Origin of the sequence: Anoxybacillus mongoliensis, assembly GCF_014201515.1 — a bacterium.
Classification (GTDB): domain Bacteria; phylum Bacillota; class Bacilli; order Bacillales; family Anoxybacillaceae; genus Anoxybacillus; species Anoxybacillus mongoliensis.
Genome location: NZ_JACHEQ010000002.1, coordinates 93,701 through 113,529 on the forward strand (window position 1 = coordinate 93,701; position 19,829 = coordinate 113,529).

General features: G+C 40.5%; 28 protein-coding genes. 6 read left to right on the forward strand and 22 right to left on the reverse strand.

Going from position 1 to position 19,829, the window contains the following annotated elements; translation table 11 throughout:
* Nucleotides 1–28 precede the first annotated feature (28 nt).
* Entirely contained in the window at nt 29–616 is a 588-nt protein-coding gene (locus tag HNR43_RS02510; protein ID WP_183240983.1) for a helix-hairpin-helix domain-containing protein, read from the reverse strand.
* A 77-nt stretch (nt 617–693) separates the two neighbouring features.
* On the opposite strand from HNR43_RS02510, the gene comER reads away from it, so the two are divergent.
* The gene (comER, locus tag HNR43_RS02515; RefSeq protein ID WP_183240985.1) at nt 694–1,524 is read left to right on the forward strand and encodes a late competence protein ComER; all 831 of its coding nucleotides are present in this window, start codon (nt 694–696) and stop codon (nt 1,522–1,524) included.
* Between the two features lie 61 nt (nt 1,525–1,585).
* Here the strand turns inward: comER and HNR43_RS02520 are convergent, their stop codons facing one another.
* From HNR43_RS02520 to HNR43_RS02555, 8 genes are read right to left on the reverse strand one after another with little or no spacing between them, the layout of a single operon-like run.
* Nucleotides 1,586–2,326: a class I SAM-dependent DNA methyltransferase gene (locus HNR43_RS02520; RefSeq protein WP_183240988.1), complete on the reverse strand. Its 741-nt coding sequence runs from the start codon at nt 2,324–2,326 to the stop codon at nt 1,586–1,588.
* A complete protein-coding gene (rsfS, locus tag HNR43_RS02525; protein ID WP_055441030.1) occupies nt 2,323–2,679 on the reverse strand; it encodes a ribosome silencing factor in 357 nt (118 codons plus the stop codon). Before rsfS ends, HNR43_RS02520 begins: the two co-directional genes overlap by 4 nt.
* A complete protein-coding gene (yqeK, locus tag HNR43_RS02530) occupies nt 2,676–3,251 on the reverse strand; it encodes a bis(5'-nucleosyl)-tetraphosphatase (symmetrical) YqeK (protein ID WP_183240990.1) in 576 nt (191 codons plus the stop codon). The genes rsfS and yqeK overlap by 4 nt, the downstream gene beginning before the upstream one ends.
* Nucleotides 3,241–3,807, reverse strand: coding sequence for a nicotinate-nucleotide adenylyltransferase (locus HNR43_RS02535; RefSeq protein ID WP_183240993.1), 567 nt, complete (start codon nt 3,805–3,807; stop codon nt 3,241–3,243). Before HNR43_RS02535 ends, yqeK begins: the two co-directional genes overlap by 11 nt.
* A 10-nt stretch (nt 3,808–3,817) precedes the next feature.
* Nucleotides 3,818–4,111: a ribosome assembly RNA-binding protein YhbY gene (gene yhbY, locus HNR43_RS02540; RefSeq protein ID WP_055441033.1), complete on the reverse strand. Its 294-nt coding sequence runs from the start codon at nt 4,109–4,111 to the stop codon at nt 3,818–3,820.
* Entirely contained in the window at nt 4,105–4,932 is an 828-nt protein-coding gene (gene aroE, locus HNR43_RS02545) for a shikimate dehydrogenase (RefSeq protein WP_183240995.1), read from the reverse strand. The genes yhbY and aroE overlap by 7 nt, the downstream gene beginning before the upstream one ends.
* Before the next feature lie 20 nt (nt 4,933–4,952).
* The gene (gene yqeH / locus HNR43_RS02550; protein ID WP_183240998.1) at nt 4,953–6,056 is read right to left on the reverse strand and encodes a ribosome biogenesis GTPase YqeH; all 1,104 of its coding nucleotides are present in this window, start codon (nt 6,054–6,056) and stop codon (nt 4,953–4,955) included.
* Nucleotides 6,057–6,061: 5 nt separating this feature from the next.
* Nucleotides 6,062–6,574, reverse strand: a complete 513-nt coding sequence (locus tag HNR43_RS02555) for a YqeG family HAD IIIA-type phosphatase (RefSeq protein ID WP_183241000.1) — start codon at nt 6,572–6,574, stop codon at nt 6,062–6,064.
* 286 nt (nt 6,575–6,860) lie between these two features.
* Here HNR43_RS02555 and HNR43_RS02560 point away from each other — a divergent pair, with 286 nt between their 5' ends.
* Complete coding sequence (locus tag HNR43_RS02560; RefSeq protein WP_035019450.1) at nt 6,861–7,001, forward strand: sporulation histidine kinase inhibitor Sda; 141 nt, start codon at nt 6,861–6,863, stop codon at nt 6,999–7,001.
* Nucleotides 7,002–7,009: 8 nt separating this feature from the next.
* On the opposite strand, the gene HNR43_RS02565 is transcribed toward HNR43_RS02560, so the two are convergent.
* The gene (locus HNR43_RS02565; protein ID WP_183241003.1) at nt 7,010–7,807 is read right to left on the reverse strand and encodes a phosphatidylserine decarboxylase; all 798 of its coding nucleotides are present in this window, start codon (nt 7,805–7,807) and stop codon (nt 7,010–7,012) included.
* A gap of 124 nt (nt 7,808–7,931) precedes the next feature.
* Between HNR43_RS02565 and pssA the strand changes: the two genes are divergently transcribed.
* From pssA to motB, 3 genes are all read left to right on the forward strand, one after another.
* Entirely contained in the window at nt 7,932–8,471 is a 540-nt protein-coding gene (gene pssA / locus HNR43_RS02570) for a CDP-diacylglycerol--serine O-phosphatidyltransferase (RefSeq protein WP_183241005.1), read from the forward strand.
* A 117-nt stretch (nt 8,472–8,588) separates the two neighbouring features.
* A complete protein-coding gene (gene motA, locus HNR43_RS02575) occupies nt 8,589–9,389 on the forward strand; it encodes a flagellar motor stator protein MotA (RefSeq protein WP_183241007.1) in 801 nt (266 codons plus the stop codon).
* A complete protein-coding gene (motB, locus tag HNR43_RS02580) occupies nt 9,373–10,128 on the forward strand; it encodes a flagellar motor protein MotB (RefSeq protein WP_183241010.1) in 756 nt (251 codons plus the stop codon). Before motA ends, motB begins: the two co-directional genes overlap by 17 nt.
* A 27-nt stretch (nt 10,129–10,155) precedes the next feature.
* On the opposite strand, the gene HNR43_RS02585 is transcribed toward motB, so the two are convergent.
* Nucleotides 10,156–11,469 carry a TrkH family potassium uptake protein gene (locus HNR43_RS02585; RefSeq protein WP_183241012.1) on the reverse strand — a complete coding sequence of 438 codons (1,314 nt, stop codon included), beginning with the start codon at nt 11,467–11,469 and terminating at the stop codon, nt 10,156–10,158.
* A gap of 167 nt (nt 11,470–11,636) precedes the next feature.
* Between HNR43_RS02585 and HNR43_RS02590 the strand changes: the two genes are divergently transcribed.
* Nucleotides 11,637–12,026: a sigma-70 family RNA polymerase sigma factor gene (locus tag HNR43_RS02590; RefSeq protein WP_183241373.1), complete on the forward strand. Its 390-nt coding sequence runs from the start codon at nt 11,637–11,639 to the stop codon at nt 12,024–12,026.
* Nucleotides 12,027–12,031: 5 nt separating this feature from the next.
* Here the strand turns inward: HNR43_RS02590 and HNR43_RS02595 are convergent, their stop codons facing one another.
* From HNR43_RS02595 to HNR43_RS14110, 11 genes are all read right to left on the reverse strand, one after another.
* Nucleotides 12,032–13,528 carry a recombinase family protein gene (locus tag HNR43_RS02595; RefSeq protein ID WP_183241014.1) on the reverse strand — a complete coding sequence of 499 codons (1,497 nt, stop codon included), beginning with the start codon at nt 13,526–13,528 and terminating at the stop codon, nt 12,032–12,034.
* Between the two features lie 339 nt (nt 13,529–13,867).
* Complete coding sequence (locus HNR43_RS02600) at nt 13,868–14,224, reverse strand: hypothetical protein (protein ID WP_183241017.1); 357 nt, start codon at nt 14,222–14,224, stop codon at nt 13,868–13,870.
* Nucleotides 14,211–14,558: a hypothetical protein gene (locus HNR43_RS02605; RefSeq protein WP_183241019.1), complete on the reverse strand. Its 348-nt coding sequence runs from the start codon at nt 14,556–14,558 to the stop codon at nt 14,211–14,213. The genes HNR43_RS02600 and HNR43_RS02605 overlap by 14 nt, the downstream gene beginning before the upstream one ends.
* The gene (locus HNR43_RS02610) at nt 14,527–15,183 is read right to left on the reverse strand and encodes an ATPase (RefSeq protein ID WP_183241022.1); all 657 of its coding nucleotides are present in this window, start codon (nt 15,181–15,183) and stop codon (nt 14,527–14,529) included. Before HNR43_RS02610 ends, HNR43_RS02605 begins: the two co-directional genes overlap by 32 nt.
* Nucleotides 15,183–15,536: a hypothetical protein gene (locus HNR43_RS02615; protein ID WP_012574473.1), complete on the reverse strand. Its 354-nt coding sequence runs from the start codon at nt 15,534–15,536 to the stop codon at nt 15,183–15,185. The genes HNR43_RS02610 and HNR43_RS02615 overlap by 1 nt, the downstream gene beginning before the upstream one ends.
* A complete protein-coding gene (locus HNR43_RS02620) occupies nt 15,536–15,940 on the reverse strand; it encodes a hypothetical protein (RefSeq protein ID WP_183241024.1) in 405 nt (134 codons plus the stop codon). Before HNR43_RS02620 ends, HNR43_RS02615 begins: the two co-directional genes overlap by 1 nt.
* Nucleotides 15,940–16,077 carry a hypothetical protein gene (locus HNR43_RS02625; RefSeq protein WP_183184020.1) on the reverse strand — a complete coding sequence of 46 codons (138 nt, stop codon included), beginning with the start codon at nt 16,075–16,077 and terminating at the stop codon, nt 15,940–15,942. Before HNR43_RS02625 ends, HNR43_RS02620 begins: the two co-directional genes overlap by 1 nt.
* Nucleotides 16,071–16,352 (reverse strand): hypothetical protein, encoded by a 282-nt coding sequence (locus tag HNR43_RS02630; protein ID WP_183241027.1) that lies wholly within the window; start codon nt 16,350–16,352, stop codon nt 16,071–16,073. Before HNR43_RS02630 ends, HNR43_RS02625 begins: the two co-directional genes overlap by 7 nt.
* Entirely contained in the window at nt 16,352–16,819 is a 468-nt protein-coding gene (locus HNR43_RS02635; RefSeq protein WP_183241375.1) for a hypothetical protein, read from the reverse strand. The genes HNR43_RS02630 and HNR43_RS02635 overlap by 1 nt, the downstream gene beginning before the upstream one ends.
* A gap of 160 nt (nt 16,820–16,979) precedes the next feature.
* Nucleotides 16,980–18,719: a fibronectin type III domain-containing protein gene (locus HNR43_RS02640; protein WP_183241029.1), complete on the reverse strand. Its 1,740-nt coding sequence runs from the start codon at nt 18,717–18,719 to the stop codon at nt 16,980–16,982.
* Between the two features lie 5 nt (nt 18,720–18,724).
* Nucleotides 18,725–19,324, reverse strand: a complete 600-nt coding sequence (locus HNR43_RS14110; RefSeq protein WP_246346220.1) for a hypothetical protein — start codon at nt 19,322–19,324, stop codon at nt 18,725–18,727.
* Nucleotides 19,325–19,829: the final 505 nt, after the last annotated feature.

Sequence of the window (19,829 nt, forward strand, 5' to 3'; positions counted from 1 at the left end):
CCATTATGCCCTTAGTTTATCGTCAATTTTAACGAACGACAATTTGTTCTTTTATTTTTTCAAGCGATTTTGGGCCGATTCCGCTTACATGCAATAAATCTTCGACTTTTTGAAACGGTCCGTGTTCCTCCCGATATGCTATAATCGCGGATGCTTTCGCGGGACCAATCCCTTGTAGTGTTTGCAGTTGATCAATCGTTGCTGTGTTAATGTTGATTTTTCCACTTGAACTGCTCGTTTGACTAGCTGTTTCCACAAGGATGTCCTCACCTTTTTTCGGCACGTAAATGACCATTTCATCATGCACTTTCATCGCAAAGTTCACTTTCGTCTCATCTGCTTCGTTTGTTAATCCCCCTGCCAGTTGAATGACGTCATAAATACGACTTGTTGATGCCACTTCATATACTCCCGCTCGTTTGACGGCTCCTTTCACATCGACAACAACGGATGATTGCTCCTCTACTTGCTTTTCTTGCTGTTCTTGTTGTTCTACCTGTTCTAAAGGAAGTGGTTGTATCGGCGTTTCCTCTTGTTGTTGAACGATCCAAATGATCGCTCCAATGACAACTGAGCCTATATATATCCAACGTTCATATGTTTTTATCCACTTCATGCTTTCACCCTTTCATAAAAAGCATTATTCGTGCATACATATGACGTATAGTGGTGACGGATAAGGGGGGAATACCGTTGAATATAGGGTTTATTGGAACAGGAAACATGGGAACGATTTTAATTGAATCGTTTATTAACGGAAATGCGGTAAAACCAGAACAACTGTTCATTACAAACCGGACGCTTGAAAAAGCATACAATATACAAAAACGTTACCCGGACGTTCACGTCATGGCGACGAATGAAGAAGTAGCAAAACACGCGACCATCCTTTTCATTTGTACAAAACCGTTGCATATGCCTGCCGTTTTAAAGAAACTACGTCCACACTTGACCGATCATCACTGTGTCGTATCGATTACGAGCCCAATTTCCATACAGCAACTGGAGTCACTCGTGCCATGTCATGTCGTCCGCGCCATTCCGAGCATTACAAATCGAGCACTCGCCGGAAGTACACTAATTACTGTAAGTGAACGTTGCACAGAGGCAGATCGGGCAACAATTGAACAGCTATTCCGCTCCATTTCTCGTCCAATATACATAGACGAGCCTATTACGCGCATCGCTTCTGATTTAACGAGCTGTGGCCCTGCTTTTTTCAGCTATTTAATTCAAAAGTTTATCGATGCAGCCGTTCAACAAACGTCCATTACGAAAGAACAAGCAACAACGTTAGCGACAGACATGATCATCGGGCTTGGGGCACTACTTGAGCAACAATTATACACCCTACCGACATTACAGGAAAAAGTGTGCGTGAAAGGCGGTATTACAGGAGCGGGCATTGAAGTGTTGGAAAAAGAAGTTGGGGACTTGTTTGTCCATGTTTTTCAAAAAACGCACGAAAAGTTTTATGAAGAAACGGAAAAGGTGCGCCAACAAATCGACAATATTCGCGATTAACAAAAAAAAATCCTGCTTATTTGTTAAAGAAAAATCCCAAAAGTAAGGCACTTTTGGGATTTTATTTTTGCGCGATGAAGAAAATGCGCTCGCTTTCTTTTGTCGGTTGCTGTTCTGTAAAATCTGCCCATACATGCAACAGGCGAAACCCTGCTTGTTTTAACCACATCACATATTGATCCACATCGTATGTTCGCTGTACGTGCATTTCGTCGACTCGTTCATACATGCCCTCTTCTAATTGCACAAAAAACGTGAGCTCATGTTCGACGCTATGTGGCCACGATCCTTCATAACAATTCCATATGTAACTCACTTGTTCATCGTTGCTCGCAAACGTTCTATGATGTAAAAAGACGTTTTCCATTTTAAATAAAGAATGCACATCAAATAAAAACAAGCCACCCGGACGCAATTGATCATATGCACGCGAAAACGTGGCGATCACGTCTTCTTCCTGTAATAAATAATTGAGCGAATCACAAAAAATAACGATCGTATCAAACGGCTCAAACGGACCAAATTCACGCATATCTTGCTGAAAAAACGAGAGAGCGACCCCGCGCTCTTCTGCTTTCATTTGCGCAATAGCCAACATTTGTTCTGACAAGTCGACACCGGTCACTTCAAACCCTTTTTCTGCTAACCGAATCGCAAGCTCTCCCGTACCACATCCGAGATCAAGCAACCGTTTTCCAACGTGATAGGAAGCAACTGTTCGTTCAACGAGTGCACACCACGCATCATACGGGGCATCGCTCATTAATTGATCATACCAACTCGCAAATCGTTCGTACGTCATGCTCCGAGATCACTCTCAATTTGTTCAAGTGGCGCATCGCCCCATAATCGTTCGAGATTGTAATATTCACGATCTTCTTTATGGAACACATGGACGACAACATCTCCTAAATCGACTAAAATCCAACGTGCTTCATCAAAACCTTCAACACGTTTTACTAAAACGTCATGTTCTTCCGCCTTTTCTTTAATTTCGCGCGCAATGGCTTGCACTTGTTTATCTGAATTGCCATGACAAATCATAAAGTAGTCGGCAACAAGCGAAATGCCTTTCATATTTAATGCCACGATGTTCTCTGCTTTCTTTTCATCAGCTGCTTGTACAGCAATGCGTAAAATATCTCGTTCTGTCATGAAGAAACCCCCTTTAATTTTTGTGCTATATCATTATACGTATGAAACGTATCTGGATAAATCGGTTCACGTTTGTCCATTAAAAATTGAATCGTATTTTGCAACGCCCGAAAAAGCGCACGATCCAAATGCTCTCGTGCTAACGCCCGCACTTCGTCAACACCTGGAAACGAACGATTCGGCTCAATATAATCGGCGATATATACAATTTTTTCAAGCAATGTCATATTCGGTCTTCCTGATGTATGATAACGAATCGCCTGTAAAATGTCTTCATCTTGAATGCCGACTTCCGTTTGAACTAAATATGCCCCGACCGGCGCATGCCATAACTCTGGGCTATACGCTAACAAATCTTGTGGCATTTGTTGCTCGATAATGATGCGCTTCATTTCTTCTTTTGTACGGAATTTAGCGTAGTCATGAAAAATCGCGGCTAATTCCGCCTTTTGAATATCAGCACCATATATTTTCGCAAGTTCAATCGCTGTTTCCATCACACCTACTGTATGAATGTAACGTTGTTCTTTTAATTGCTTGCGCACGATCGCTAACGCTTCTTCACGTTTCATACAAACGATTCTCCTTTATATATAATTGGACCGCTTCTGGCAACAAATACGTGACACTTTTCCCACTTTGAATACGTTCACGAATGAGCGAAGAAGAAACCGCAAATACCGGCACGTCTACTTCTATTATTGGATACGATGTACGAAGGGAATAGCCCGGTCGTTTCACTCCAACAAATTGCACAAGCTGAACGAGCTCATCAATACGATACCAATGTGGCAAATATTCGACCATATCCCCACCAATAATAAAATAAAATATCGTATGAGGATGTTTTTTCTTTAACAAAACGATCGTATCGTACGTATATGATCGCTCTTTTCGTTCAAGTTCAATCGTTTCAACGCGAAAGTGCGGCTGATTGGCAACCGCCGCATGCAACATATTGACGCGATGCACATGATCTGTCACTTTTTTGTCTTTATGTGGCGGAATGTAGTTTGGCATAAACCATATTTCATCGAGTTGCAACTCCGTTCGTACATCATCCGCAATTAGTAAATGCCCGTAATGAGGCGGATCAAACGTCCCACCTAAAATGCCTACTTTTTTCACCGCGTCGCTCCTATTTTGGTAACACAATTTGTTTGTGTTCACGTGATTCTTTATATAACACGATCGTATGTCCGATCAGTTGGACGACTTCCGCCCCTGCACCTTGCGCTAATTGTTCTGCAACAACTTCTTTTTCTTCATCGCAATTTTTTAATACACTTACTTTAATAAGCTCTCTCGCTTCGAGCGCATCCGCAATTTGTTTAATCATGTTTTCATTGACGCCACCTTTTCCTACTTGGAAAATCGGTGTTAAATGATGAGCTAAAGAACGTAAAAACCGTTTTTGTTTTCCTGTTAACATGTTTTTCCTCCTAACTGTTGAATAACAAGTTGTTCCATTCGTTTCGTATTTGGGAAAATGCCTGTCCATTTTTCAAACGCTAGCGCTCCTTGATAGACAAACATCCCGACGCCGTTTTGCACGCGCGCCCCTTTTTCTTTCGCTTCTTGCAACCATTTCGTCATCAGTGGATTATAAATGATATCGCTGACGATTGTATCTTTTTTTAAATTTCGAAGAGAAATTGGCATGGCATCGACATGCGGATACATGCCTACGGACGTCGTGTTAATGACGATGTCGTACTCCCCTAAACGCTCTTCTGCTTGTTCAAGCGAATACACAGCTGACTTTTCTTTTTTAATAAACGCTTCCGCTCTTTCTAATGTGCGATTACATATATCAATAGTGGACGCTTGATGGTTTAAAAGAGCAAAATAAATGCCACGCGCTGCTCCACCTGCACCGACAATCAATATGCGTGCGCCGAATAATTCAATGTTCATTTGTTCGCATAACGCCCGGACAAATCCTTCACCATCTGTATTATAGCCAACCCATTTCCCATTTTCATTAACAACTGTGTTGACTGCCCCCATTTGTTTAGCTGTTTCATCAAGCTCATCCATATATTCCATCACTGCTGTCTTATGTGGGATCGTCACATTAAACCCGGCACATTGCAACGCCCTTAAACCTTCTACCGCCTCTTTTAACATATGTGGCTCGACATGGAACGCATGATAATGCGCATCGATATGTAACGATTGAAACGCATCGTTATGCATAAGCGGCGATAACGAATGATGAACAGGGCAACCGATAAGCCCAAATAGTTTCAAATCCCTCTCCCCCTCTTCTGTTAAATGAGCGATTTGCGCAACATCACACCAACACCTTTTGGTGCATATGCAATGACTTGTGCCCCCGGTTCGTGACATGTCACCCAACCGAGCCCTGAAAAAACGATATCTGTTTTTGGTTCTTTTAACGTAAAATGATGGGCGACAAGTGGCGGCAATTGCTCGCAATAGCTTTTGCGCGGCGGCTGCAACAATTCACCAAGATGTCTCTCATACAATTCATCGGCATGCTCACGTTTCGTTCGATGAATAAATAGTTCATTTGACATATAACATACAAATGGACGTCTTCCCCCGCTCACATAATCTAGCCGGGCAAGTCCGCCGAAAAATAACGTTTGTTGTTCGTTTAATTGATATACTTTTGGTTTAATTTCTTTTTTCGGTGTAATCACTTTTAAATCTTTTTTATCGACGAAATGTGCCATTTGATGATGATTGATAATTCCTGGCGTATCGTAAAGCGCCGAACCATCATCGAGCGGAATTTCAATCATATCAAGTGTTGTTCCAGGGAAATATGACGTCGTAATGATGTTTCCTTTTCCTGTCGCTTCTTTAATGATACGATTAATAAATGTCGATTTTCCGACGTTTGTACAGCCGACGACATATACATCTTTTCCATTGCGATACTCATCAATCGCAACCATCACTTCCTTCATTCCATCACCTTTATTGGCGCTGACTAAAAAGACATCGCGTGGCTGTAAGCCGAGTTCGCGCGCTGTTTGTCTCATCCACCGCGTGACCTTTTCGTGTTTTACAGACTTTGGTAACAAGTCGACTTTATTCCCGACAAGTAACACATCTTTTTTTCCGACAAATCGATGCAACCCAGGCAACCAACTGCCATTGAAGTCAAAAATGTCAACAATTTTCACTACAAGTCCATCCGCTTGTCCGATGCCGTGCAAAATGTTTAAAAAGTCGTCATCTGTTAAAGATACATCTTGCACTTCGTTGTAATGTTTTAACCGAAAACAACGCTGACAAATGATCGGATCGCGTTCAAGTGCTGAAGGAGGCGCATACCCGACTTTCGTTTCGTCTTCTGTTTGAATCGTTACTCCACATCCAATACAAATGACTTGTTCACTCATTATCATCACTCCCAATGAATCATACCTTTTTTTCGCATGACATTTAAAATTCTTCGTTCAATATTTCGATTCATACGAGTAAAAAAGCCATCTGTTTGCGCGACAGGAACGACTAAAATCGTATGTAATCCGAGACGATTGCCACCAAATACATCGGTAAGAAGCTGATCACCGATGACGACGACTTCTTCGTTTTTTAACTTCATGTCGCGCAACGCTTGTTGGAACGCTCTCGTTAATGGCTTGCGCGCCTCGAAAATGAACGGAATGCCAAGTGGCTTGGCGAATGCTTCCACTCTTTTTTTATTGTTGTTTGACACGATCGTCACTTGAATGTCACTTTTCTTCATGTCTTCAAACCACCGAGCCACTTCTGGCGTCGCAAGCGGACGATCCCACTCAATTAACGTATTGTCTAAATCGGTAATAATCCCTTTGATTCCTTTTTGTTTTAAATGTTGAGGGGTGATTTCAAAAATACTTTTTGCATGTTCGTTCGGTAAGAAATATTTTAACATACTTCCTCATTCCTTCTTCGTTTTTTACTTTTTACATAAATAAACAAATTGTAAAATTTTTCGACAAAATCCGACGATTTTTGTGTTTTGTGGATAACTTTATACACATCATCCACACGTATTTCTCAAGTTTTTCTACACGTTATAAACAATTCATCCACATATTATCCACCACTATCTGTGGATAATTAGAACAATTGTTCTTATTTTCGTTTTATGGTAAAGTGAAGATAAACCTACCATTATATGTATACATGTATTCGTGTATACCTAAGGAGGCGAAAAAATGAAATGTTTGCCTGACGACTTATTAATTGAATCATACTACAAAGCGAAAGAATTACAACTAAGCAAAGAATTTATTCAACTGATTGAACGTGAGATTTTCCGTCGCCGTCTTCATCATAAACTGAAACAAACATCGTAATTGAGCCTCTATTGGCTCTTTTTCTTTTGCGCCAAAAAGCCGATTCGTTGTCCCATTTTTACTTCAAATGGCGGGACGATTTGTTCGTCTAATGTGAACACATCTTTTTCAAACAGTAACACAACCGTAGAACCGAATGAAAAATATCCGATTTCTTCCCCTTTTTTCACATAATCATGTTCATGTGTTAATTCAATGCTGTTGACAAACATCGCTCCGACTTTCACGATAGCCGTATACATGCCATTTGTACACAATTCCGTAATTCTTCTGTAATTTTTAGAAAGAGGAGCCTTCCCATATTTCAATCCAAGGCGGTTTACAGGGTATGACTTCCCACCAAGCTCCCACTGCTTCACAACTTCCCCACATATTGGACTATGAATGCGATGATAATGACTCGGACTTAAATACAAAATAATAAACGTTCCATGCAAATATTTTTCAGCTATTCGGTCATCACCGAGCATTTCACGAATAGAGTACGTTTTCCCTTTGACAATGATTTCTTTTTGTTCCGTAATCACGCCGACATCTTCAATAACGGCATCGACAGGGCTGACGACACTATCTGGATGTGCATCAACTGGACGAAGCCCTTGTTTTAACGTACGCACGAACAGTTGTTGGAGCGTTTCGTATTCATGTAACTTTTTTTCCATTTCTTCTTCATTAACTTTATATACTTTCGCATAAGATGGAATGACTAACCGACTCCATTTCGAGCGTGTGAACGAAGCGAGACATTTCGATGTCAACGGCTGATTTGTCAATTCAATAAATAGTCGATATAACCACTTCAACAACGACTTTCCCTCCTAAAGTAAAGAATATCCTTTACTAGTTTGCTTATTATCAATAAAATATTAGTAACCGAGTGATATTTTTGGCAAGTGGGTCGGCACGATTTCAATAAAGGAGTGAATTTATATGTTTTTATCGGATTATATTGATCATACCATTAAAAAACTTAAAGCGCATACGGCAAACGTATTGACGTTGACAAACTTAAGCTTAGGCGGTTTCGCCATTTTATTTGCGGTGAAAGGCCAGCTGAATGTCTCTGTATTATTTATTTTTTTAGCAGCACTTGCCGATCGTTTTGACGGAACAGTCGCTCGGAAAATGAACATCGAATCAGACTTAGGGAAACAATTGGACTCAATGAGTGATATTATATCATTTGGAGTAGCACCTGCACTATTACTTTATCAAGGATTATTGCACGAATTTGGCGCACCTGGCTCATTTTTTACGATTTTTTATATCGGTTGCGGAGCCTTTCGGTTAGCACGATTTAACATTACTGAAAGCAACGGATATTTCACCGGTTTGCCGATTACAGCAGCAGGTTGTTTATTGACGCTTAGCTATTTAACGATTCATTACTTCCCGCCTTACATCTTTATTTTTATTATTTTTACGCTTTCTCTTTTAATGGTTGGTTCATTCAAGTTAAAGAAAATTTAACCCTTGGAGTTTTCCACTTCAAGGGTTTTTTTCGTACAAATTTCCCTTTTCAAACATTCGGATAAATTATATGATAAACTTGGATTTATTTTTCAATCTACAACTAGAGGTGATATCATGGACCGTACGTCCTTAATCGGGCTCATTCTTGGCATTATCGCTGTCGGTGTCGGAATGGTGTTTAAAGGTGTAAGCCCATCTGTGCTCATTAACCCTGCTGCGATTTTAATCATTTTATTAGGGACAGCGGCAGCCGTTACGATCGCCTTTCCAACGAAAGAAATTTCGAAAGTGCCGAAACTGTTTGGAGTTATTTTTAAAGAATCAAAAACACCAAAAATTGAAGAACTTATCCCGCTGTTTGTCGAGTGGGCAAACATCGCTCGTCGCGAAGGATTGCTCGCTTTAGAGGCAAAAATTGCTGAAATTGATGACCCATTTTTACGCAACGGATTAAGTTTAGCCATTGACGGACAGTCACAAGAATTTATTCGCGATGTCATGACAGAAGAAATTGAAGCGATGGAAGAACGCCACTTAGCGAATGCTACTATTTTTACACAAGCCGGCACATATGCCCCAACGCTCGGGGTACTTGGTGCCGTCGTCGGATTAATCGCTGCGTTGCAAGATATGTCTGATATTGAGCGTCTCGGTCACGCCATTAGTGCGGCGTTCGTTGCGACACTTATGGGGATTTTTACAGGATACGTCCTTTGGCATCCCTTTGCGAACAAGCTAAAGCGTAAATCAAAAGAAGAAATTAAAGTGCGACAAGTAATGATCGAAGGTGTGCTTTCCATTATTGAAGGACAAGCACCTCGAGCGATTGAGCAAAAATTAGCTTCTTATTTACCGATGAGCGAACGTCAAAAACTTTTAGGACAAGGAGCTCAAAATAATGGCGAAAAAGCATAAAAAACATCATCATGAAGAACATGTCGATGAAAGCTGGCTCATTCCGTACGCCGACTTATTAACATTGTTGCTTGCGCTATTTATCGTATTGTTCGCAAGTAGTCAAATTGATTCAAAAAAGTTTATGGAAATCGCGCGCGCGTTTAATAGCGTATTTACAGGCGGGACAGGGGCGTTACAATATTTAAGCCCGATCGAAAGAGAAGAGATGGACTCTGTCATTAAAGACTCGCCAAATCAAAAGCCGTACGTTAAAATTTCAAAAGAAGAATACGAGGAATTAAAAAAGATTCAAAGTAAATTTAACGAATACGTCAAAACGAATCAACTAAGTGGGGAGTTATCTGTAGCGATGACAGAGGAAGGGTTACTTGTTACGATCGCAAACGACGTGCTGTTTGATTCAGGCAGTGCTGATATTAAACCACAATATCGCGATGTCGCAAAAAAAATATCGAACTTGCTTGTCATGAATCCGCCACGAAATATCGTCATTAGCGGACATACAGACAATGTGCCGATCAATAATGCAAAATTTGCTTCAAACTGGGAATTAAGCGTCATGCGCGCTGTTAACTTTATGAAACTATTGCTTGAAAATACAAAGTTGAATCCACAGTTATTTAGCGCAAAAGGGTACGGCGAATTTAAACCGATCGCCTCGAATGCTACCCCTGAAGGACGCGCCAAAAACCGACGTGTAGAAATTTTAATTATGCCACAAGAGCCGAAACAATAAAAGCGAGGGACACCCCCCTCGCTTTTTTCATCCTGTCAATATATCGCCATTCGGATAACGAATGTTTGTTTTTTTCGGCTTCGCAATCGAATAGACGAGCGTTAACGGACCTAATTTCCCAAACAACATGACGCCAATAATAAGCATTTTTCCGATCGTTGATAAATGCGGTGTCAAATTCATCGAGAGTCCAACGGTTCCAAATGCAGATACAACTTCAAATAAAAGGGCAAGAAGTGAAGCATCTTCGGTGAGTGTCAACATCATTGTCACAATAAAAATAAACAACATACTCATCGATGCGATCGCTAACGCACGTAAAATAATTGTATAACGGATCGTTCTCATCCCGATCACTGTTTCTTCTTTTCCTTTTAGAAAACTCATGACCGCAAAAACGATAACTGCAAACGTCGTTAGTTTAATTCCTCCGCCGGTCGATGTGCTTCCTGCTCCGATAAACATAAGAAAAATCATAAGCATCGCTGTCGGCTGTTCAAGTGATCCAATATCAATCGTATTAAATCCTGCCGTTCTTGGTGTAATGCCTTGAAAGTACGCGGCCCAAAGCTGTTCTCGAAGCGAAAGTGAACCGAGCGTTTTCGGATTATGATGTTCAAATAAAAATACGGCGACAATCGCCACAACATTCACAACAAGCGTCATGACTAACATGAGCTTCGTGTGGAGGGACAGTTTTCTCCAACGGCGTTGATACAATACATCAAACACAACGGTAAAACCAAGACCTCCGATAATTACGAGCAAAGAAACGGTAACGTTGACGATCGGATCGCCGACAAAGCGTGACAAATTATCAGGCCATAATGCAAACCCTGCGTTGTTAAACGACGCAATAGTATGAAAAAGACTATAATACAATCCTTTTGCCCATCCCATTTTCGGAACCCAATCGATCGCTAACAACGACGCCCCGACAAGTTCCATGAATAAAGAAAACAACAATAAGTTGCGCGCCAAACGAATGACACCGCCAAGCGATGGCTGATTTAGAGCTTCCTGCATCAACATACGCTGCTTCATTCCAATTTTTTTTCCGAGCACAATGACAACGAGCACCGCAAAGGTCATAATCCCAAGTCCACCAACTTGAATAAGCACCATTAAAACAATTTCTCCAAACAATGTAAACGTAGAGCCAGGATCAATCGGCGCTAGCCCGGTTACTGTTGCGGCAGATGTTGATAAAAATAGCGCATCAAGCCAGCTAATTTCTCGCTCCGTTGCGATCGGCAACTTCAACAATACTCCACCAGCAACGACGAGAAAAAGAAACATAAACGCTAATAGTTGCGGCGGCGTTAGTTTCAACGGTTTCATCATCGCCCTTCTCACGCTTCACCCTTCTTTCTTGTGTGTATTTACAGTTTACAATTATACGTCATTTTCTTTCACAAAACAAAAAATCATGTGTCCAAACACGAACAAGTTTTCTAATGCATATACATACATAAGCAACAAAATGACCACCTGTGAGGTGAACGGTGATGGGCACTATTTTTTCTGCACTTGCTTTGTTTATAAAGGAGCTCGTCTTTTTAGTTTCTTACGTAAAAAACAACGCCTTTCCACAGCCGCTCGATGCAAAAGAAGAAGCGATGTATTTAAAACAGATGGCTAAAGGAGATGAACACGCCCGAAACAAGCTAATCGAACATAATTTACGTCTCGTTGCGCACATTGTAAAAAAGTTTGAAAACACCGGAGAAGATCCAGAAGATTTAATTTCAATCGGCACGATCGGCTTAATTAAAGCGATCGAAAGCTATTCAACCGGAAAAGGAACGAAACTTGCCACTTATGCAGCACGTTGTATAGAGAATGAAATACTTATGACAATAGTGTGCGTTATAAAATGTAAAAAGAACGCTGTTTAAGCGTTCTAAAATAAGTGAATTTCGATATTTTCTTTATCAATAACACGAATCTCTTTAACAACTTTACGGATCAGCGTTTGTTTAATTTCAAAGTCAAGTTGTTCTTTGTGATGCAAGAAAAAGTCGATTGCTTCTTGCAAAATGTGTTCGTTTGGCTTGTTTTCTTGCATTTCTTTGAGTTGTTGTTCCAGCTGTTTGTATTGTTCAATCAGCTCTTTTTCACGTTGCTGCAAGTTGCGTATTTCCTCTTTCACTTCTTCAAGATCGAGTTCGTCGTCATCGGACATTGTGACAAGCGAAAGCAGGCGTTTGCGTCCTTTCCGCGTTCGGTCAATCTCTTTTTCAATCCGTGCGAGCTCCTTCGTTTCATAGCTATGTTCAACGTCAGCAACAGGCTGGAATTCTCGTATTCGCTCTGGATGGTTGAACAAATCAAGAAGGTAGATCCATACCTCATGTTCAATTTCATCAGCCCGAATGGTCATTCCACAACCAGGATTTTTTGCGCCAGCTGTATTTTTTATGTCTGTATACTCTCGAAAGTATTTACCCCAATTTTTTGCGTATCGGCCAGTCATCGTATTTCCACATTGTGCGCAGCGCAATAGCCCTGACAACAAGTATTGACGTTTCGGTGTTTTTGTGTAGCGTCGTCTTGCTTGCTCCAGCAACATTTGCGCTTGTTGAAATTGTTCTTCTGAAACGATAGCTGGCACATCGACATAGATCCACTCATCCTTATTACGCAAGCGCATCGGCACTTTTTCATTGCGATACTTATTCGCCAGCATGCCTTCTGTATTCCACTTGTTCTGCGGTTTTTTTCCCGTGTACGTTTCATTCATCAATATTTGCCGTACCACTTGCCGATGCCACACCGTTTTTCCCGTTTTTGTCGGTATTTTTCTCTCAGTCAAATGCAATGCAATGCCGTTTACGCCTTTGAAACGCTCTTGAACGAAACTGTCAAATATGAAGCGAACGATTTCAGCTTCACTTTCATTTATTTTGAGTTGTCCCGTCTGTTTATCGTAATCGTAACCGTATATTCGGTCATTCTTCACAACTTTTCCTTGTTTCGCTTTTCTTTTCCGCCCTGCCATCGTTCGTTCGCGAATTTTAGCCTTTTCGAACTCGGAAATAGCTCCGCGCATCGAAAAAAACAGCTTCCCTTCCGGCGTGTTTGCATACTCTCCATTGACAAACAGCAATTCAACATTGTATTTTCGAAACTCATCATCAAGCAGCAGCTGGTGCATAAGATTACGCGCCAGCCGGTCGGGATCATACACAATGACGGTATCGATCATTCCGTTTCGTATATCGTTGCGCAATCGTTCCAGTCCTGGACGTTCAAGAAATTCGCCGGAAAAGCCTTCATCGGTGTATATCATTACATCGTCCGTTTTCGCCTTCTTCTTCGCTTCTTCGATCTGATGAGCGATTGAATATCCTTTCTGTGCCGATTCTTCTGTCGATACTCTTGCGTAGATAGCTTTCATTTCTCTTTGCTATCTCCCTTCTATATATCTTCACTAAATAATGATAGCAGGCTTGGATGTTGTTGTCAGTATGCTTTCCTTTTATAACCCGTACATTCATCGCGCATACCTCCCTTTGTTTGAAGATATGCTAGCGCTGGTTGTACAAATGAAAAAAAACAGATAACATGTGCAAGCATGCTATCTGTTTCTTAGTCAATGATTATTTTGTATTTTTCAAAACAAATGCGTTTAATTTCTTCAATCTCTTGCGCGTAAATATATGCGAGAAACTTATTTCCATTCCGTTTTGCTTCAGAAAGTATATATCGTTTGCGATAGTATTCTTTTATTAGCTCGTCAATGCATTTTTGCAATTTGCATTCCCTCAACTTTGCATAAAATATCATTTAATAATTGAAATACCTCGCTACTTGACACATTCATTTTTTCTTTTTGAGCCTGCCGTTCAATTTCAACTGTGTATGATGACAAAAACGCATGTAACATGCCTAATTCTTCGTCATCAAGCGCAATATCATGTAATGTTTTCTTTTCGTTAAACGATGTAATTTTGTCTAAAATCGAATCATAAACATTCATTTTTTTCTTTGCTTCAAAAAATCCGTAATTGCGTTTTAATGCCTTCTTTATTTCTTTACGCATAATACTCATATGCAAAATGAGCATAGCTAATTCATCATTAGTTAGTTGCATATTTTTCTCCTCCTCGCAATTCAGATACGTATTCGTTTAGCTTTTCTTTTTCCTTTTCTGTAAGTTCTTCAATTTTCATCATAAGAAATGAGTTTCTACCGATTTTAATTCGTCGATCTGCAAATTGTTTCACTCGTTCCCAGTGCATACAGACGGACGGAAGTAAAATATAGCCCAGCCGATTTACGATGTCCTGTGCAATTTCTAGTTGTTTAAAAAAATAAAATCGCTGCGTGATTTTCGCGAATTTCACGACTGGAATGGACGGAAAATGATACAACAATGTACGTGGATCCTTTTCTTTATATCGCTCCGGCACTAGTGAGTAGTTCATGGGCAGCCCTCCTAACCGTTTTACGCGCTTTGTCGTGTATTTCCTCAAGTGTTTCGAAAAACTCGTTTCCTTCTCGTTCAGTAGACGGTAACGGGAAGCCTAGTACCATTGTGTCCGTATCGTACAAACCAAGTTTGAATATTTTCTTTGCCTTCCACATCGGAAGGAACTGTTTGTGCATGAACTCGCCCGTCTGATAGTCGGTGAAGTGAAGCGCAAAACCGCGGTCACCGATTTTTCGAACGTTGATTAACACTTCAACAATTTGCCGAATACGGCTGTCCACGTTGTTGATTGACGGCGAACAATATATTTGTACGCTTTTCATTTTGCGTGTAAACATCATAACTTCCGTTGCAATCGTCGCACCGTATTTCGACCATTTGCGGTTTGAAAATGCCATCTGTGCCTCATCCCAGCAGCATATGCTGCCTTGCGCTTCAGCTACCTTATACCAGTCTGTGTAATGCTCTAAAGGGATAGAATCTTTCAAACCATAATTGCTGAACAACTGAATATCACCGCCACGCGCACGCACTTTTTCTCTCCAATGATGCGCTAAAAGCGACATCATCAACGTTTTCCCAGCACCGAGCGGACCTTGTATGAAGAAATGATGTGCCACTACCGTTTCCCCCCCTTCTCAACACCATTCGGCGCGACAATGACAGGCTTCGGCGGTTTCGGAATAAGTGCTTCAATCGTGTCGATATAATATTGCGGATCAGCGACAAGAACCTTCCCTTGCATAATAAAGTTGATAATTTCGCGATACGGATCGGCTTTTCCGTGCAAGTATTCATTCTTCGAAAGACTTTCGAGTAACAAAATCGCTTTAATTTGCCATTCTTGCAGTTCTTGAGCTTTTGTCGTCATTTCTTCAAGTACTTGTTTTACGTCCGATATGTGCTGCACCTGCGGAAACAAATCATCAGAAATGACGCTTTGTAGCTTTTCGGCATTGCTTGTTCCTTGCATCACGATCCACCTCCGGAACAGCTTGAAATTCCCATCACAATGAAAGCGAAAAACACAAGTCCAAAGAGGAGAATCTTTGTGATGTCGAGCTGATTCGGAGGCTCTGGCTGGCGATACGACGTTATTTGTCGCAATACAATACTTTTTTCAAGCTCCGCAAGTCGTTTTGTTTCCTGGACAGAACGTGACGGCGCGCGATAGAAAAAATGCCGTCCTTCTGGTCCTGTCGTCACCTCACAATCATCCAACGGAATGTGGTACTTACCCGTTACATATATTGCATTATCACGAATATCAGAAATACGTTGTATATCACTTGTTTTCTTTTCATCATCAAAAACAATTAGAATGTCGTTTGTTTCTGGAAAGAATTCATCTTTTTCTTTTCGTTTGAAAAGTGCCATTAGATGACCGCCTTTCTTTGTTGTTTTTTCTTTCTATTTGAAAACTGGACAACCTTCCATCCAAAAAATGCGACCACACCAACACCGGAAGCTGCCCCAGCTCCGAGCGTAAACATGTAGAAAAACGCATCTACCACCACTTCACACCTTCTTTCAAGCTGTAATATAAACGCATAACAGAACGGAAAATAAGCAACGAGCCGAGAATGACAACTGACATCAGTGCCGATGAAATGACAAGCTGCCATGCGTTCGGCATATCGCCAAAAATCGCTAAATACTTTCCAACGTTTAGTCCTTGTGCTGTCAATTTCCCAACAGCTTTCAATTTCTCTATTGCCATATCTAAAAACGTAATAGGAGGGTTAAAAATTTTGTCGATAAAACCGCGAATTTGCTCTTTTATAGCCATTATTCCCCTCCTATCCGAATAGACGATAGCAACTTAATTGCGGCGATGGCGGTAAACATCCATAGGATGAAAAGCAATATATACGCGATCGGTTCAAGTTTCAATGGTTGCATCGCGGTGAAAATTTTGCCAAGCATTTCAGAATAGCCATTCCCACTTCCACTGCGTGGGACATATACGAGACTGGCAAGTGTTCGAGCAAAACCGACAAACAGGGAGACAATCATTTTCGCAAGTTCAAAAAACAGCATAAACAACTTCACTGCCAGAACACCGATTTTGTAGAGAAAATACAACAGACCGTCAATCAACGCATAGATGACTTCAAAAAAGCCAACAAACAGGTCAACAAGCCCTTGAAACAGTTTTTTTAATAGTCGTCCGATCCATTTGATACCGCCCCAAATGACATCGAAAAGTCTTCCGAATGCGTCGGTCAAAATCCCACCTACAACAAACATGTACATGTAATTCATTGCTATCACCTACTACGTTTGAAAACGTCGTATAAAAACGCGACAAGACGATCAGAAAACAAAAAAACGGTAAAAAGAAACAAAATAGGCGTGAGATATACCATATAGCGTTGAAAAACTATTTCCAATACGGCTTGCAATATACTAAAATTCATTGTTTCACACGCCTTTCATTACTAATTACTTTCTTGATAAAGTTGAAAATTGGTCGCCAAAAGATGAACATAAGCGATAAGAGAATAAACGGTGCGACCCACGCAAGAATGCTTATTGTCGTTTCGAGAAAGTCTTGAAAACTTAAAGGAAAGTCAATTTTTCCTCCTAAACTTGGGACATTAACGGCTTGTCCTTTCGTTCCATATTCACCAATAGGAATGAGCGTCGCTGCATATGCTCCAAAAAAGTCCGTTTTCATATCTTCTTTTTTTATTACGATTTGTTTTGTTGCTGCGTCTACCTGTGCATACTCTCTCCCTTCAATTAGTAGCTTGACTGTCCCTTTTGACGGGCTTGTCCATGTGACGACATAGTCGCCGTTTTCGTTTTGCGTTGTCGCCACACCAGCTAAGACTGGAACAGGCTCGGACGGCGTTGTTGTTTCAACCGTTACCCCTTGCGACTCGTCCCCTTCAATATTGACCGATGTCACCTTGTACGAATATGTCGTGTCCGGCGTGACAGTCAAGTCTATCCAGTACGTTCCGTTTGTTTCGAACATAGGCGTATAGCCATCCGATGTGTTTTCGGCGGAAACAGATGTCGTGCCAAAGAGTTGATCCCAAAAAGATTTTCGTTCGACATTTTTTCGATAAATCTTAACATGAGAAAAAAATTCGCTGTTCGGACGTGTCCACGAGAGTTTGACGCGGTCATACTTCGCGTCGGCTTGCAGGTCAGCGACATCTTCTACTGGAATTGTTGTCTTTGCAGTTGCTGTCTGTCCTTTCGATGAGTACCCATCGATAAATTTAGAAACAACTTTTACAGCGTATGAAGTGTTTGGGTTTAGATTAGTAAAGTTATATGACGTTGCCGTTTTATCTAAAGAAGTGATAAAGTTTCCATCTAAATAAATGTCATTTCCTATAAATCCTGAATCTATAGGATTTATCCATTGAGCTAAAAGCGAGTTAGTTGAAGGCACTAAACTTAAATTTATAACATTAGGAAGCGGTAAAGTTCGAACTGTTGTCGTGACGCCATTCGATTCATTATTGTTATTATCAACTGTTGTTATTTTTATGTCATAGCTAGTATCAGGTGATAAGCCATTGAGTGAATAATAATTTGTTGTTTTATCTAGCGTTGCTTTTAGAACGCCGTTTAGATATATTTTTGTGCTATTAAAATCAACATCAGTTGGTTGCTCGAACGTCAAGTCAATCTTTGTAGCGCTAACATTCGCTTTTAGATTTGTAATATCATGAGGTGGGATAGTGTCTTGTATTGCAAAAACATCGAATTCATATACATAGTGCTTCCTTGTATCAGTGTTTGTTACACTAACGTAATAAACATTATCAATTTGAGTTATATTTTTTTTTAACCCGACCCCAGATGCAGAAAAAGAATATAAAATACTACCTGATTGATTATAAAACCTCATAAGCATTGTTCTGTCACTTTTGAATTGATAAGCTATCACGCTTTTTGCGTTATCGAATTTATACCATAAGGTTTTTGTTGTTCCTGTTGAAATATCAAGCTGTATTCCCGTTGAGTCATCGTTATCCGTTACTAGATTAGTCGTGCCAACAATGCTATTAATATTGTTCCCAATATAAATAGTTTTTCCGTCTAAAAGACCGCCTGAGTAAGCGAAAGCATACCTTAATTGAAGTTGAGATCCCAGTAAAAGAAAACATAACGTAAGAAATATTTTTTTTAACATTTTTTTCAGCCCCCACTCCCATCTGGATCATCAGGGTGTTTTTTGTAGTATTCCGTACCATTCCAATCTGCTTGGTTTGGGGTTGGTGCGTTGTTTCCATTGTCGCCTGGGCTTGGCGGTGTGTCGTTGTTTTGGCTTGGCGTTGGTGCATTACCTGTGTCCGGTGTTCCTTCTTGGTCTTTTGGAACTGGCAATTGTGTTTCCGTTTCTTTTGGTTTTCCTGCATCCCAACCTTTCGGATCAGTTTCTCCTGGGATTGGCATGCTTGGAAAGTCAGGAAGTGTAGCAATTGGATCTGAAATATCCCATCCTCCTGTTGGGTCAGCACGTTCTTCAATGACAGGTGCTTCGCTTTCAATTCTTCCTTTCGTAAATCCCAATGTATCAAGCCCCGAATCAGGCATACTTGGCACTTTATTTTCAATTCCTCGTGTGTCTAATCCCGATAATTCAGCTGGCTCGGTTGGTGCACTTGGAGCTGATCCAAAGAGCGTTCCTATATCTGACACAAGTTGCGGTACAATTGTGTCGCGAAACGTTGTTGCTACTTGATTCCAGTTAGGTGCTGGGGGGATTGCGCTTTTTATTTCATCAAGTTTCCCCATATAATCACTCCATCCTGGACATGAGAAGAGCTCACATGAATTGCAAGAATTTGATTCACTACCTCCCATGTCATCATAATTCCCATACGATGACGAATCACATGTAGGATTGACTAAACCTGTTACTTGAATTTTTATACGTAAAAGTAAGTTATCACTTGCTCCAAAAAATTCAGCTAAATAATACCTATTACATGAAAAGTAAAATCCATTGAAGTAACTCCATCCATAATCTGATGCATTCTTCACTTTTGTATTTAACGGATTACTAAAAGAAGAATCAGCATAATCAGAAAATTGAACTTTCTTAATACTTGTTCCGGAGAAATAAACAAGAATAACATCAATTCCGTGATAATTCGGGTTATAATGCAGCGGCGTACTGATTAAGTTTTGCGGATCGTAAACTTCAATTACTTGAAACTCCCCTGCTGCTGAAGCAAAAAAAGGCTTGGAAAATGATACAAGGAGCAAGAAACAAAGTATGATGTTGATTTTCTTAAAC

Excerpts from the sequence above, each read along its gene's own strand:
- HNR43_RS02510 (WP_183240983.1), bottom strand. The coding sequence starts at position 616 with ATGAAGTGGATAAAAACATATGAACGTTGGATATATATAGGCTCAGTT.
- HNR43_RS02520 (WP_183240988.1), bottom strand. The coding sequence starts at position 2,326 with ATGACGTACGAACGATTTGCGAGTTGGTATGATCAATTAATGAGCGAT.
- rsfS (WP_055441030.1), bottom strand. The coding sequence starts at position 2,679 with ATGACAGAACGAGATATTTTACGCATTGCTGTACAAGCAGCTGATGAA.
- yqeK (WP_183240990.1), bottom strand. The coding sequence starts at position 3,251 with ATGAAACGTGAAGAAGCGTTAGCGATCGTGCGCAAGCAATTAAAAGAA.
- yhbY (WP_055441033.1), bottom strand. The coding sequence starts at position 4,111 with ATGTTAACAGGAAAACAAAAACGGTTTTTACGTTCTTTAGCTCATCAT.
- yqeH (WP_183240998.1), bottom strand. The coding sequence starts at position 6,056 with ATGAGTGAACAAGTCATTTGTATTGGATGTGGAGTAACGATTCAAACA.
- HNR43_RS02555 (WP_183241000.1), bottom strand. The coding sequence starts at position 6,574 with ATGTTAAAATATTTCTTACCGAACGAACATGCAAAAAGTATTTTTGAA.
- HNR43_RS02560 (WP_035019450.1), top strand. The coding sequence starts at position 6,861 with ATGAAATGTTTGCCTGACGACTTATTAATTGAATCATACTACAAAGCG.
- pssA (WP_183241005.1), top strand. The coding sequence starts at position 7,932 with ATGTTTTTATCGGATTATATTGATCATACCATTAAAAAACTTAAAGCG.
- motA (WP_183241007.1), top strand. The coding sequence starts at position 8,589 with ATGGACCGTACGTCCTTAATCGGGCTCATTCTTGGCATTATCGCTGTC.
- motB (WP_183241010.1), top strand. The coding sequence starts at position 9,373 with ATGGCGAAAAAGCATAAAAAACATCATCATGAAGAACATGTCGATGAA.
- HNR43_RS02585 (WP_183241012.1), bottom strand. The coding sequence starts at position 11,469 with ATGAAACCGTTGAAACTAACGCCGCCGCAACTATTAGCGTTTATGTTT.
- HNR43_RS02590 (WP_183241373.1), top strand. The coding sequence starts at position 11,637 with ATGGGCACTATTTTTTCTGCACTTGCTTTGTTTATAAAGGAGCTCGTC.
- HNR43_RS02595 (WP_183241014.1), bottom strand. The coding sequence starts at position 13,528 with ATGAAAGCTATCTACGCAAGAGTATCGACAGAAGAATCGGCACAGAAA.
- HNR43_RS02600 (WP_183241017.1), bottom strand. The coding sequence starts at position 14,224 with ATGCAACTAACTAATGATGAATTAGCTATGCTCATTTTGCATATGAGT.
- HNR43_RS02605 (WP_183241019.1), bottom strand. The coding sequence starts at position 14,558 with ATGAACTACTCACTAGTGCCGGAGCGATATAAAGAAAAGGATCCACGT.
- HNR43_RS02615 (WP_012574473.1), bottom strand. The coding sequence starts at position 15,536 with ATGCAAGGAACAAGCAATGCCGAAAAGCTACAAAGCGTCATTTCTGAT.
- HNR43_RS02620 (WP_183241024.1), bottom strand. The coding sequence starts at position 15,940 with ATGGCACTTTTCAAACGAAAAGAAAAAGATGAATTCTTTCCAGAAACA.
- HNR43_RS02630 (WP_183241027.1), bottom strand. The coding sequence starts at position 16,352 with ATGGCTATAAAAGAGCAAATTCGCGGTTTTATCGACAAAATTTTTAAC.
- HNR43_RS02635 (WP_183241375.1), bottom strand. The coding sequence starts at position 16,819 with ATGTACATGTTTGTTGTAGGTGGGATTTTGACCGACGCATTCGGAAGA.
- HNR43_RS02640 (WP_183241029.1), bottom strand. The coding sequence starts at position 18,719 with ATGTTAAAAAAAATATTTCTTACGTTATGTTTTCTTTTACTGGGATCT.
- HNR43_RS14110 (WP_246346220.1), bottom strand. The coding sequence starts at position 19,324 with ATGGGGAAACTTGATGAAATAAAAAGCGCAATCCCCCCAGCACCTAAC.